We start from the raw sequence: 12,107 nt of genomic DNA on the forward strand, positions 1-12,107 counted from the left end.
GCCGGGGCGCGTGGCAAGCTGCTCGGCATGATGATCGATGATCCGTCGCAGAACGGCGACGAGGTGCTGGTGGTGCGGCCCGAACTCACGGATGCCGAGCTCAACGAGCTGTTCGACGCCGCGTGGCCGGACCACAGGCCGACGTCCTTCGCGCCCGTGCTGGCCCGCAGTCTCACCTGGATCGCCGCGCGCCGCGGAAGCCGGCTGGTCGGATTCGTCAACGTCGTCGGCGACGGTGGCGCGCACGCCTTCATCCTGGACACCACCGTGCACCCGGACCAGCGCCGGCAGGGGCTCGGGATACGGCTGGTCCGCGCGGCTGCGGACGAGGCGAAGGCCGCCGGTGCGCAGTGGCTGCACGTCGACTACGAGCCGTGCCTCGAATCCTTCTACGCGCAGTGCGGCTTCCTGCCGACGGCCGCGGGGCTCAGGCGGCTCTGAGCGGGGCCCGCACTCCGGCCCGGCGGCTCCCGACGGCACGGCTGTTCAGCATGTCCGTCGCGTCCGTCGCGTCCGTCTCGTCCCAGGCCGTCGCGGCCGGACCCAGTGCCGCGTGCTGCCAAGTTGACGAAACGTCAGGCGCCGGCCACCGGGACGCCGTCGGGGCGGCCGGCGAGCAGGGCGGCGATGTGGTCCGCGCAGTGGAGGGCGGCCGTGGCCATCGCGTTTCCCGTCATCCCGGCGACGTGCGGGGTGAGCAGGGCGTTCGGCAGGCCGAAGAGCGGCGAGGCGAAGGCGGCGTGCTCGTGCTCGAAGGTGTCGACGGCGGCTGCGGAGAGCGGGTGTCCGGGGTCGCGCAGCGCGTCGGCCAGCGCCTGCTCGTCGACGATTCCGCCCCGGGCCGTGTTCAGCAGGATCGAACCGGGGCGCATCAGCGCCAGCTCTGCCCGTCCGACCATGCCCCGGGTCCGTGGGGTGAGCGGGAGGTGCAGGGAGACCACGTCACTGGTGGCGAGCAGTGCGCCGAGGGTGGTGGTGCGGGGCAGTGGGCCGCCGGTCGTGCGTCGTGAGAAGCACTGCACGTCCATGCCGAGAGCCGTGGTCCGGTCGGCCAGGGCGAGGCCGATCCGCCCGGGGCCGACGATGCCGAGTGTGAGCTCCGACAGTTCCGTCGCCGGGGTGGCGGGTGGGCGCCAACTGCCCTGGTGGGAGGCGGCATTGTGGGCCGGGAGATCGCGGAGCAGGGCGAGCAGCTGGGCGAGGGCGAACTCGGCGACCGCAGGCGCGTTGGAGCCCGGGGTGTGAGTGACGGCGACGCCGTGGCGGGCGGCGGCAGTCAGCTCGACGTGGTCGGTGCCCGCACCGGCCCGGCCGATCACCCGGAGCCGGTGGGTCAGGCCCGGGTCGGTCGCGGCTGCGAGGAAGGCCGCGCGCAGCGGAACGCCGGCCCGCGACTTGACCGAATCGTAGCCGTGCCCGTCCCGGAGGGTCTCGGCGAGCAGTGCGGGTTCGTCGAAGGCGTCGAAGTCGGTGAAGTCCACCCGGTCGTCCCAGCGGGCACGCACTGCGGCGTGGTCGGCCACCCGGCGCAGGTTCAGCGTGACGGCCAGTCCGTGGTCGAGCCAACGCTCCAACTCCCGGCCGAGCAGCGCACCGGGAGCCGCGTCCAACAGCAGGATCCGGGCCCGCTCCATCCGACTCTCCTCTCCCCGGTAGGGTTCTTAGGAGTACTTTGTCAGGTCGATCTGATCGTTCCGCTGCCGGTCGGAGGCATCCGACGGGTCAGGGCGCGGTGCTCCGGGGCAGTTTGGTGGTCCACTCCCGTTGTTCCGCGGTGTCCGGTGAGTGTGCAGACCAGGATGTCGACGCCGCCGGCGCGCAGCGCGGTCATTTCGTCGTCGATCCAGTCGTCACCACGGGGTTTGGCCATGGTGCTCAGCCGTCCGGGACCGGGGAGGTCGACGGTGAAGAGGGTGGGGCGCATGTCGGCAGCACTTTCGGTCGGTGGGATGGGGTGTCGGGCGGGCGGCCGCCTGCTCGGCGGCGGTGCCGGCCGTGTGCCGGCCGTGGTCGTGGAAGCGGTCGTGGCGCTTGACGGCGCTGTGGCAACGGCGGTCCCGGCGAAGGTGGAGGCAGAGCCAGATCCAGAGCCAGATCCAGAGGCGGAACCAGGGCCGGAGACCGGGGCAGAGCCACCGGGGCGCGAGCCTGAGTACCGGGTGAAGGGGCCGGGCTCCGCGGGGAATCAGCGGGTGCACGCCTGCCGGGCACTGCCGGCATGGTCCGAAGGACGTGCCGGATCGGATACCGAATCAGATGCCGTGCCGGAGTCGTACGTCACTCGTCGGCTCGGCCACTACCCCAACTGGTAACGGCGAAGCGTTGGCTGGGCGCTCGCGGTGATGTCGAGGCTCCAGCGCCTCACGCGCCCGACTGCAGAACCAGCATCGGTGGCACTGGTGCCACCATGGATTCGGATGCCAGGCTCATGGCAGACCCCGGTCGAGGTGTCCTAGTGTCGGATCATGATGATTCCACCCGTGCTGAGGCGCTCGGCGCTTCGGGTGCGGCGGGACACCGGCTTCCTGGCCGCCGGTGTCATGCCGCACCTGGTCCTGGTGCCCGTGTGGTCCTGGGGCGCGACGGCCGTTGCCCGGACGGGGAACTGGGCTTCGGTGCTCACCGCGTCGGCCGCCCTGATCCTGCTCGGTGCCCCGGTGCTGACGGCCGTTCAGCGGTACCGCCACCGGGCACTCCTCGGAGTGGACATCCCCCGGCCGACGCCCACGCCGGAGCGGTGGTCGTGGGCGGCAGCGGCCCGGCGGTTTTCCTTGACGCGTATCTTGCGTCAGCTCGGATACCACCTTCTCCTGGGCCCGCTGGTGGCCGCGTTGGAGCTGTCGGTGCTGGCGATGGCGGCCGCGGGCCTGGTGGGCGCCATCGCCTGCGGCTGGGTGTGGGCGCTGCCGGTGGGGGTCCGCCAGGACTGGTTCGGTTACACGACACAGGTGCCGTGCTACACGGTGGGAGGCCTCGCCCTCCTGTGTGCCGTGCCCTGGACGGCGGGGGCGGTGGCCCGGACGGAGTCGCGAGTCGCGTTGGCGCTGCTCGGGCCCAGCCGGGCCCAGCGGCTCCAGGAGCGGGTCGAGTACCTGGCCGGGAGCCGCACCGACCTGATCGAGGCAGTCGACGCCGAGCGCCGCCGGATCGAGCGTGACCTCCACGACGGCACCCAGCAGCGGCTGGTCTCCCTCGCGGTCAACCTGGGCCTGGCCATGGCCACGCGCCCCGACCTGCCGGGTGAGGCCCGCGAGGTGATCGCTGAGGCACACCTTGAGGCGAAGGAGGCGATCGCCGAACTCAACGATCTGGTACGCGGGTTGCACCCGGCCGTCCTCGAAGACCGAGGGCTGGACGCGGCGTTGTCCGGGTTGGCCGCCCGGGTGCCGTTGCCGGTGCGCCTGCGGGTCGATCTTGAGGAGCGGGTGGTGCCCGCTGTGGAGTCGGTCGCGTACTTCGTGATCTCCGAGGCGCTGGCCAACGTGACCAAGCACGCTCGCGCGACACGTGCCGAGGTGACCGTCAGGCGGGTCGGGAAGGTGTTGCGGGTGAACGTCACCGACGACGGACTGGGTGGTGCCGACGCCTCCGCCGGTACGGGGCTGAGCGGGCTGGCCAAGCGGGTCGGCTCCGTCGACGGGACCTTCCGCGTCAGCAGCCCCGTCGGCGGACCGACGACCGTCGCGGCGGAGTTGCTGTGCGAGCGGTGATCGCCGAGGACTCGGTGCTGTTGCGGATCGGTCTGGTCAAGGTGCTGGAGACGGGTGGTTTCCAGGTCGCCGCGGAGGTCGGTGACGGGGAAGCGCTGCTGGCGGCAGTGGAGGAGCACCGGCCCGAACTCGCCCTGGTCGACGTCCGGATGCCGCCCGGCTTCACCGACGAAGGGGTGCGCGCCGCGCTGGTGATCCGTCGGCGGTGGCCGCAAACGGCGGTGGTGCTGCTCTCGCAGTACGTGGAGGAGCGGTACGCGGCCGACCTGCTGGCGACCAACACCAGCGGCGTGGGCTACCTGCTCAAGCAACGCGTCGCCGATGTGGGGGAGTTCGTGGAGGCGGTGCAGCGGGTCGCGGGCGGGGGCACGGCGCTGGATCCGCAGGTCGTCGCGCAGCTGCTGCTGCGACGGGACAACGACCCGCTGGACCGGCTGACCCCTCGTGAACTGGACGTACTGGGCCTCATGGCCGAGGGGCGCTCCAACGCCGGCATCGCCGAGGCGCTGACGGTCAGCGAGAGCGCGGTGGCCAAGCACATCAACAACATCTTCGCCAAGCTCGACCTGCCGGTGATCGACACGGACCACCGCCGCGTGCTCGCCGTTCTGCGCTTCCTCGGAGCGTCCCGGGCCTGACCGGCCTGTGGCGTCGGCACGGGCGGACAGCCCGGGGCTTCCTTCGCCTGCGCGCTGCATGCCGGGGCTGTCCGGGACGGCTGATTCGGTGAACTCGACCCGCTCGAACAGCGGTTGCCGACGATCGAGGAGAGAAGCCGGCGGCGCGCTGCCGAGTGCCCGGGGGCTCGCCAAGCAGTACGGAGCGGGGGCCGGTGCCGTCCCGGCCCTTATGGATCATGCCGGGCACCGATCCGATCCAGCCGATCCGAGCCAGCCGACCTGATCAGGCCGACCTGATCAGGCCGACCTGATCCATGAGGGAGGCCCTAGTTCCACGGGCCCACCGAGAGCCGGACGGCGGCACGGGCGCCGAGGAACGGGGTGGCGGTGGCGGGTAGGTCGAGGTGGCCGACCCACGACGCGGCGGTCGGGTCGTCGTCGGGGAGCGGGTCGCCGGTGGGGTGGAGGTCCTTGACGGCTCCGGTGACCTGGGAGTTCCAGTGGGCCCAGGCGGCCGGGCGCGGACCGGAGGTGTCGACGTCGACGATGAGGCTGTCGGCGAAGTCGGCGGTGGTCTCCAGGTGGTCGCCGAAGCCGAAGAAGCCGTGGTGCTCGTGGAGGGAGAACACCCGCAGGTCGAGTGCGTAGCGCAGCGGGCCGGTCGCGTCGGGTCGCGGGAGCGCGCTGGAGAGGAAGGTGGTGGCCAGCCGGACGGTGCCGTCGCCGTTCCTGCTCGCAGTTCCGTTCCCGTTCCCGTTCGCGCTACCGTTCCCGTTCCCGTTCCCGTGACCGTTCCCGAGTCCGCTCTCCGCCGGGTCGGTGAGCTGGATCGGGCACCAGTGCGGCGCGGCGCGCTCGTGCATGGTGACCGGCAATCCGCGCACGGAGAGCGAGACCTCGGCCTGCCAGGTGACGTCGGGGTCGTCGACCGGGACGTCGAGCCCGACCAGGTCTGCGCTGACCCGGAGGTCGCCGAAGAGGAAGCGGCGCAGGTTCTGGTAGCCCTCCTCGGAGTTCACCAGCCCGTACCGCCCGCTGTGACTGCGGTGCACGAAGGCCTGCTGGGCGCCGGTGACCCTGGCGTTCGCGATCTGCACCAGGCCGTCGCTGCGCGGTCCGACGGCCGCCGAGGAGATCCCGTGGGCCACTTCGTAGTCGGACGGGTCGGTGCCCACCAGGCAGAACACCCGCTCCAGGGGGAAGCTGCCGGCGGCCTCCTCGGCGGTGCCGCTGCCGTCGTCGTCGGGCATGTCGACCGCGCGCCAGCCGTCGGGCGGACCGGCCGGGTCGAGGAGGGCGGTGGGGGTGAGGTACTGGTACATCCGGGCGGGGCCGAAGATGTCCGAGCCGTTGATGTTGAGGGCGTCGCGGAGCGCCTCGGGGACGGCGGGGCCGGCGTCGAAGGTGATCCCGCCGTGCGGTGTCCCGTAGGTGAAGAGTTTCTCGACGTAGTCGGCGGCCCGGCGGCCCGGGCGCTGGTCGGGGATGGTCTTCTGCAGCAGGCAGCGGCAGACCAGTCCGCCCATCGAGTGGGCGACCAGGTGGACGCGCGGGGCGCCGGTGCGGTCCCGGAGCGTCTCGATGAGCGCGAGGAGGTCGGCGGCGGCCGACTCCAGGTCGAACCGCTCGGGCCGGCCGCCCCAGCTGCCGGAGCAGAGGTCGTAGAAGCGGTGGATCCAGATGCTGTCGGGTGGGATCCGGTCGTGGGTCTCCAGGTATGTTCCCTGGCCGCCCTCGACGAAGATGTGGTAGCCCTCGTCGAGGTGCAGGCGCAGTAAGGGACTCTCGAACTGGTAGAAGACGGGGGAGTTCTCACGCCCGACGCGGATGTGCATCGAGCCTTCGTTGAATCCGTAGAACGGATCCGTGACGGCCTTCTCGATCCCCGAGGTGCCCCCGGCGTAACCCCGGACGTAGATGATCGGGAGCCTGGCGGACGGCGTGTTCATGGCCGGCCTGCCCTCTCCGCGGCCGGTGTCGGTGGGCACCGGCCGACCGGTTGGTGTGGAGCTCGTACCTCCAGTGTCGGGGCCCGGGCGCGGGCTGTCACCCCCCGGATGCGGACCGTTGATGGTTCGTCACTGCTCGTGTCGGCGGAGGGGGCGCGGGCCGGTGGCGGCGAACCGTTCGACGGCCTCGAAGATCGCCCGGCGCATCACCGGGCTCCCGGTGTGCCCGGACTCCTGGACGACCGTCAGCTCGGCGTCCGGCCAGGCCCTGGCCAGTGCCCAGGCGCTCTCCAGCGGGGAGCCCAGGTCGAGTGCGCCGTGGATGAGCACGCCCGGGATGCCGGCCAGCCGCCCGGCGTCGCGCAGGAGCCGGCCGTCGTCCAGGAAGGCGCCGTGGGAGAAGTAGTGCGCGGCGATCCGGGTGAAGGCCATCAGTGCGTCGTCGGGGCGGTCGGTGTAGGCGTTGGGCTTGCCGAGCGATTCGTGCGCGATGACGGCGTCCTCCCAGGTGGCCCAGGAGCGGGCGGCCGAGCGTCGGACGGTCTCGTCCCGGCTGTTCAGCAGCCTGCTGTAGGCGGCCACGAGGTCACCGCTCCGGTCGGCCGGCGGCAGCGCGTCGCGGAAGGCCTCCCAGGGGCCGGGGAACAGCCGGGCGACGCCGCGGTAGAGCCAGTCGGTCTCCTCGCGGCGGGTCATGGTGACCCCGCAGATCACGATCTCGGAGACCCGCTCGGGGTGGGCCTGCGCGTAGGCGAGGATCAGCGTGGATCCCCAGGAGCCGCCGTACAGCAGCCACTGCTCGATGCCCAGGTGTTCGCGCAGTTTCTCCATGTCGGCGATCAGGTGGGCCGTGGTGTTGTGCTCCAGGCCGGTGGCCGGGTCGGCCGCGTGCGGCAGGCTGCGCCCGCAGCCGCGCTGGTCGAACTGGACGAGGTGGTAGCGCTCGGGGTCGAAGTAGCGCCGGCTGGTCGGGTTGAGCCCGGAGCCGGGCCCGCCGTGCACCGCCAGCGCGGGCTTGCCCTGCGGGCTCCCGGAGGCTTCCCAGTGGATCCGTTGGCCGTCGCCGACCTCCAACAGGCCTTCGGCGTACGCCTCGCGGAGCGGATGGAACGCGGACATGGCGGAGTACCTCCCGGTGCGAACGGACGGGCCGTGGGAGGCTACCCGCCCGCCGCGGCGCCCGTCGATCGGATTTCCCGACGGTCCGTCAGCCGGCCTGCACCGACGGGTCGTCGACCTGCGCCCGGGGCCGGGGCCGGGGCCGGCGCGGGCGTGCTCGCGGCCGCGGTCAGCGATTGTCCGGCGGGAGCAGGGTGGCGAGGCCGTCCAGGATGCGTTCGAGGCCGAAGTCGAAGCGGGCGTCCATGGCGGGCTCGGTGAGGGCGCCCGCCAGGGCGACGAGGTTGGGGAACTCTCCGGGCGGCAGTGCGCGGAAGCGCTCGCCGGCGGCCGCGGCGATGGCGCCGCGGGCGGTGCCGGTGGTCTCCTCGGCGGAGATGGGGGACTGCTCCTGGAGCACGAAGCCCTGCACGTAGGCGCCGAGCAGGTAGGTGGTCATGGCGGCGTCGGCGTCGGAGAAGCCGGCCTCGCGCAGCCGGTCGAGCTGTTCCTCCATCAGCCGCAGCAGGTGCGGGCCGGGGGCGAGCCGCCCGGCGACCACCTTGGCGGCGTCGCGCCGGTCGAGCAGCAGCCGGCGGTAGCGGCGGCCGTACTCCAGGAACTGGCTGCGCCAGTCCCCCTTGCGCGGCGGCGCCACGGCGTCGGCCATGATCGCGTCGTTGAGCAGGTCGAGCAGTTCCTGCTTGTTGCGGACGTGCCAGTACAGCGAGGCCGCCTTCACGCCGACCTCGGCCGCGACCTTCCGCATGGACAGGCCTGCCAGGCCGTCCCGTTCGAGCACCCGCAGGGCGGCCGTGACGAGTGCCTCCCTGGTCAGGGCGGGCTGGGGCGGGGTGTCGTCGTCCGCCGGCATGGGGCCTCGCTTCGCCTCCCGGGACGGCGGGGTCCTGCGGCTCCGGGTGGCTCCGGGCCCCGCGTCCGTCCGGATTCCCGCGGCTGCGGAGATTCCGCTTGCAATCTAACACCGTTAGGGACACGCTGTCCCTGCCGAGCGATCCCTAACGGTGTTAGGGATCCCGGTTCACGGAGATCCGGACCGCGGAGATCCGGATCCCGGAGATTCAGGCCGGGAGAACCGGGCCGCGAAGGCTCGGCCCGCACGCACTCGGCCCACGGAGCTCCGGCTCACGGAGGCCACGACCAAGGAGGAGCAGTCATGGGGGAGTCGGGCGCCCGGCGCAAGGGGCTCGCACTGGCGACGCTGTGCATCACCATGTTCATGTCCATGGTGGACAACGTCATCGTCAACATCGCCCTGCCCCGGATCGGGCGGGAGCTGGACACCGGGATCAGCGGCCTCCAGTGGGTGGTCGAGGGGTACAGCCTCGTCTACGCGGCGCTGCTGCTCACCGGCGGCGCACTCGGCGACCGCTACGGCCGTACCCGGGTGTTCCGGCTCGGGCTCGCCCTGTTCACCGTCGGGTCGGCGGCCGCCGCACTCGCCGGCTCGGCCGGCACCCTGGTCGCGGCCCGGATGCTCCAGGGCGTCGGCGCCGCGCTGCTCACCCCGGGGAGTCTCGCCATCCTGCGGCACGTGTTCACCGACGAACGCGAGCGGGCCCGGGCGATCGGGCTCTGGTCGGCGGTCTCGGCGCTCGGCCTCTCGGTCGGGCCGGTGATCGGCGGTCCGGTGGTGGACCACCTGGGCTGGGCAGGCGTTTTCTGGATCAACGTGCCGGTCGGGGTGGTCGGGCTCGTCCTGGCGGGCCGGGTGCTGCCGGACCTCGCCCCGCGGGCGCGGCGGATCGACCTCGGCGGCCTGGTGCTGTCCGCCGCCGCCCTCGGCGCACTCGTCTACGCGCTGATCGAGGGCCCGTCCCGGGGCTGGACGGACGCCCGGGTGCTCGTCTGCGCGGCGGCGTCGGTGCTCCTGCTGGTGGCCTTCGTCCTGCTCGAACGCCGGCTGGCGGAGCCGATGCTGGACCTCGGGCTGTTCCGCGACGGTGTCCTCGGCGGGGCGCTGCTCAGCGGGTTCATGGTGAGCTTCGGGATGTTCGGCGCGATGTTCTTCCTGCCGCTGCTGATGCAGGGCGTCCTGCGGTGGGCGCCGACCGACGCCGGGTACGCGGGCCTGCCGATGACGGCGATGATCGTGGCAGGCGCGCCGGTCGCCGGCCGGCTGACCGGCCGGCACGGTCCCGGACTGCCGCTGGTGCTGGGCCTGTTGCTCTGCGCCGCAGGGCTGGGCGGCCTTTCCTTCTACGGTGCGCAGGCCCGCTACCCCGAGTACCTGTGGACGCTGTTCGCGATGGGCCTCGGGATGGGGCTGACGTTCACCCCCGTCTCGATCGCGGTGCTCCAGCGCGTCACCCCCGCCCGGACCGGGATGGCCTCGGCGACCGTCAACACCCTGCGCGAACTCGGCGGCGTCGTGGGCGTCGCGGCCCTCGGCGCTGTGCTGACCCACCGGCTGACCGAGTCCCTCACCGCGTCGGCGGCCCGGCTCGGCGCTCCGCCCGAGCTGGCCGGACGGGGCGCCGACGCGCTGACCGGGGGCGGCGCCGGGCCCGCCGGTGCTCCGGGTGGCGGGGCGGGGGCGGTGTTGCCGGCGTCGGTGCAGGCGGCGGTCGACGGGGCGTTCGTCGACGGGCTGCACCTCGCCGTCCGGTGCGGCTCGGCCGGGCTGGCGGCCACGGCCGTGGTGGTCGCCGTCCTGCTCCGGCGGGGCGGCCGGTCCGGGCCGGCGGCGCCGGACGGCGGACCGGGGCAGCCGGACACCGCCGGCCGGCACCCGGTGGGCGCGGGCCGGGCGGGCTGACGCACCGCCGCCCGGCCCGCGGACGGGGCTCCTGCGGTCGGGCGGTCCTGCGGTCCTGCGGTCCGGCGGCGATGCCCGTCCGCCCGCCGCCGCCGGCGTCACCGCCGCCCGGCCGCCTCCACCGCGGCCTGGGCCGCCCGGGCCAGCTCCCGGCGGGCCCGCCACCGCTCGCTGCCCGCCCCGGCCGGGGCCGCGACGGGCGGCAGGAACGTTACCTCGGCCACCAGCCCGCGCACCGCGACCACCCGGGCGAGCGAGCTGAGCAGCCCGTCCTCGCCGACGAAGGCGGGCGCACTGGTCGGGAGCCCGTCCGCCAGCCGGTACCGGATCGTCACCGGCTGGACGGGAGCGCCCGTCCGGACGGCGGCCTCGAAGAAGGCCGGCCGGAACCGGCCGCTCTCCCGCCCGCACCAGGTCGACCCCTCGGGGAAGACGACCATCGGCCGTCCGGCCCGGAGCACCTCCGCGACGGCGGCGACGGTGCCGGGCAGCGTCCGCAGCCGGTCGCGGTCGAGGAAGACCGTGCCGCCCCAGGCGACCAGCGTCCCGAGGACGGGCCACCGGCCCACCTCGGTCTTGGCGAGCGAGCGCCCCGGCCGGCCGGCGGCGATCAGCGGGATGTCCAGCCAGGAGACGTGGTTGGCCACCACCAGCACCCCGCCCTGGGCCACCGGTGGCGCCCCGAGCCGGAGGGAGACCCCGAGCGAGCCGAGCAGGGTGCGGGCCCAGCGCCTGACCAGCCGGTCGCGCACCCCCGCGGGGAGCGCGCGCACCGGCAGGATCAGCGCGAGGCCGGTGACCAGCACCACCAGGCAGGCGGCCAGCCGCAGCACCCGCCGGGGCGGCGCGACGACCGGGGCCCGGTCGGTCAGGCAGGTCTCCGGCGTGCACGGGGCGGTGGGCAGCCAGACGCTCATGAGGTGGCGGCCGGCGCGGCGCCGGAGCCGGTGAGCCCGGGCTGCCCGGAGAGGAAGTGCCGCAGGTAGCGCGGGTCGGTGCGCTCCAGGGACAGCAGCACGTACAGGTCGGCGGTGCCGAAGTCCGGGTCGTGCGCGGGGGCGCCGCAGACCCACGCGCCCAGCCGCAGGTAGCCGCGGAGCAGGGGCGGCAGCGCGGCCCGGTCGGCCCGCGTCACGCCGGTGGCGTCCCAGGGCCGGTGCGGGGTGACCCGGTACTGCTCGGGGGCGAGGTGCTTGGCGCTGACGGTGTCCCAGACCCGGGCCGCGGTGGCGCCGCCGTCGTCCAGCGGGATCGAGCAGCAGCCGCCGACCCAGGTGTTGCCGGTGTCGGCGAGGTAGCGGGCGATGCCGCCCCACATCAGGTTGATCACGGCGCCGTTGCCCCGGTGGTCGGGGTGGATGCACGAGCGGCCGAGCTCCACCAGGCCGTCGCGCAGCGGGCCGAGGTTGCGGAGGTCGAACTCGTTGTCGGAGTAGAGCCGGCCGGCCCGCCGCGCCGCCTCGGGGCGCAGCAGCCGGTAGGTGCCCACCACCGTGCCGGACTCGCCCTCGCGGACCAGAAGGTGGTCGCAGTACGCGTCGAACGGGTCGACGTCCAGGCCCGGGACGGGGCTGCGCAGCACGGCGCCGAGCTCGGCGGCGAACACCTGGTGGCGCAGCCGCTGGGCGGCGCGCACGTCGTCCTCGTCCTGCGCCAGCGACACGGTGTAGGCGGCGGGAGCGGTGCCGGGAGTGCCGGGAGCGGTGGGGGCGGGAACGGTGGCGGGGACGATGGCCGGCCGGGCCGGGCGCGGAGTGGGGACCGCGGCGGTGTGGCCGGGGGCGACTGCGAGCGGAGCGTACGTGGGGACGGTGGTCATGGCGGACCCTCCAGGGCAGCACGGACGGCGGCGGCCACGGAACGCCGTGGCACCGGCCCGGCCCGCTCGGTCGTCGGGCGTGCGAACCGGTATCCGTATGTTTTTCCGAGCCGGCTGGCGTCCACGTTGCGG

The 12,107-nt window shown here is 73.8% G+C and carries 11 protein-coding genes; 4 read left to right on the top strand and 7 right to left on the bottom strand.

Annotated elements, in window-relative coordinates; genetic code table 11:
* Positions 1 to 27: 27 nt before the first annotated feature.
* Positions 28 to 441, top strand: a complete 414-nt coding sequence (locus OH807_RS38140) for a GNAT family N-acetyltransferase (RefSeq protein WP_406209062.1) — start codon at positions 28 to 30, stop codon at positions 439 to 441.
* A 134-nt stretch (positions 442 to 575) separates the two neighbouring features.
* On the opposite strand, the gene OH807_RS38145 is transcribed toward OH807_RS38140, so the two are convergent.
* Positions 576 to 1,634 carry an NAD(P)-dependent oxidoreductase gene (locus OH807_RS38145; protein WP_406209065.1) on the bottom strand — a complete coding sequence of 353 codons (1,059 nt, stop codon included), beginning with the start codon at positions 1,632 to 1,634 and terminating at the stop codon, positions 576 to 578.
* Between the two features lie 41 nt (positions 1,635 to 1,675).
* Positions 1,676 to 1,924 (bottom strand): hypothetical protein, encoded by a 249-nt coding sequence (locus OH807_RS38150; protein WP_406209068.1) that lies wholly within the window; start codon positions 1,922 to 1,924, stop codon positions 1,676 to 1,678.
* A 541-nt stretch (positions 1,925 to 2,465) separates the two neighbouring features.
* On the opposite strand from OH807_RS38150, the gene OH807_RS38155 reads away from it, so the two are divergent.
* Both OH807_RS38155 and OH807_RS38160 read left to right on the top strand, forming a co-directional pair.
* Positions 2,466 to 3,710, top strand: coding sequence for a histidine kinase (locus OH807_RS38155; protein ID WP_406209071.1), 1,245 nt, complete (start codon positions 2,466 to 2,468; stop codon positions 3,708 to 3,710).
* Positions 3,698 to 4,348, top strand: a complete 651-nt coding sequence (locus tag OH807_RS38160; RefSeq protein ID WP_406209073.1) for a response regulator — start codon at positions 3,698 to 3,700, stop codon at positions 4,346 to 4,348. Before OH807_RS38155 ends, OH807_RS38160 begins: the two co-directional genes overlap by 13 nt.
* Before the next feature lie 308 nt (positions 4,349 to 4,656).
* On the opposite strand, the gene OH807_RS38165 is transcribed toward OH807_RS38160, so the two are convergent.
* The 3 genes from OH807_RS38165 to OH807_RS38175 all read right to left on the bottom strand — a co-directional run bounded on the left by OH807_RS38165 (position 4,657) and on the right by OH807_RS38175 (position 8,251).
* Positions 4,657 to 6,279 carry an esterase/lipase family protein gene (locus OH807_RS38165; protein ID WP_406209076.1) on the bottom strand — a complete coding sequence of 541 codons (1,623 nt, stop codon included), beginning with the start codon at positions 6,277 to 6,279 and terminating at the stop codon, positions 4,657 to 4,659.
* Between the two features lie 129 nt (positions 6,280 to 6,408).
* Positions 6,409 to 7,398 carry a prolyl aminopeptidase gene (pip, locus tag OH807_RS38170; protein ID WP_406209079.1) on the bottom strand — a complete coding sequence of 330 codons (990 nt, stop codon included), beginning with the start codon at positions 7,396 to 7,398 and terminating at the stop codon, positions 6,409 to 6,411.
* Positions 7,399 to 7,567: 169 nt separating this feature from the next.
* Positions 7,568 to 8,251, bottom strand: a complete 684-nt coding sequence (locus OH807_RS38175; protein ID WP_406209082.1) for a TetR/AcrR family transcriptional regulator — start codon at positions 8,249 to 8,251, stop codon at positions 7,568 to 7,570.
* 303 nt (positions 8,252 to 8,554) lie between these two features.
* Between OH807_RS38175 and OH807_RS38180 the strand changes: the two genes are divergently transcribed.
* Complete coding sequence (locus OH807_RS38180; protein WP_406209085.1) at positions 8,555 to 10,156, top strand: MFS transporter; 1,602 nt, start codon at positions 8,555 to 8,557, stop codon at positions 10,154 to 10,156.
* A 98-nt stretch (positions 10,157 to 10,254) separates the two neighbouring features.
* On the opposite strand, the gene OH807_RS38185 is transcribed toward OH807_RS38180, so the two are convergent.
* Both OH807_RS38185 and OH807_RS38190 read right to left on the bottom strand, forming a co-directional pair.
* Positions 10,255 to 11,073: a lysophospholipid acyltransferase family protein gene (locus tag OH807_RS38185; protein ID WP_406209088.1), complete on the bottom strand. Its 819-nt coding sequence runs from the start codon at positions 11,071 to 11,073 to the stop codon at positions 10,255 to 10,257.
* On the bottom strand, positions 11,070 to 11,975 hold the full coding sequence (locus tag OH807_RS38190) for a GNAT family N-acyltransferase (RefSeq protein ID WP_406209091.1): 906 nt from the start codon (positions 11,973 to 11,975) through the stop codon (positions 11,070 to 11,072). The genes OH807_RS38185 and OH807_RS38190 overlap by 4 nt, the downstream gene beginning before the upstream one ends.
* Positions 11,976 to 12,107 lie beyond the last annotated feature (132 nt).

The organism is Kitasatospora sp. NBC_01560 (assembly GCF_045208415.1).
In the GTDB taxonomy this organism is placed as follows: domain Bacteria; phylum Actinomycetota; class Actinomycetes; order Streptomycetales; family Streptomycetaceae; genus Kitasatospora.

Coding starts and splice junctions, on each gene's coding strand:
- OH807_RS38140 (WP_406209062.1), top strand. CDS start 28: ATGATGATCGATGATCCGTCGCAGAACGGCGACGAGGTGCTGGTGGTG.
- OH807_RS38145 (WP_406209065.1), bottom strand. CDS start 1,634: ATGGAGCGGGCCCGGATCCTGCTGTTGGACGCGGCTCCCGGTGCGCTG.
- OH807_RS38150 (WP_406209068.1), bottom strand. CDS start 1,924: ATGCGCCCCACCCTCTTCACCGTCGACCTCCCCGGTCCCGGACGGCTG.
- OH807_RS38155 (WP_406209071.1), top strand. CDS start 2,466: ATGATGATTCCACCCGTGCTGAGGCGCTCGGCGCTTCGGGTGCGGCGG.
- OH807_RS38165 (WP_406209076.1), bottom strand. CDS start 6,279: ATGAACACGCCGTCCGCCAGGCTCCCGATCATCTACGTCCGGGGTTAC.
- pip (WP_406209079.1), bottom strand. CDS start 7,398: ATGTCCGCGTTCCATCCGCTCCGCGAGGCGTACGCCGAAGGCCTGTTG.
- OH807_RS38175 (WP_406209082.1), bottom strand. CDS start 8,251: ATGCCGGCGGACGACGACACCCCGCCCCAGCCCGCCCTGACCAGGGAG.
- OH807_RS38180 (WP_406209085.1), top strand. CDS start 8,555: ATGGGGGAGTCGGGCGCCCGGCGCAAGGGGCTCGCACTGGCGACGCTG.
- OH807_RS38185 (WP_406209088.1), bottom strand. CDS start 11,073: ATGAGCGTCTGGCTGCCCACCGCCCCGTGCACGCCGGAGACCTGCCTG.
- OH807_RS38190 (WP_406209091.1), bottom strand. CDS start 11,975: ATGACCACCGTCCCCACGTACGCTCCGCTCGCAGTCGCCCCCGGCCAC.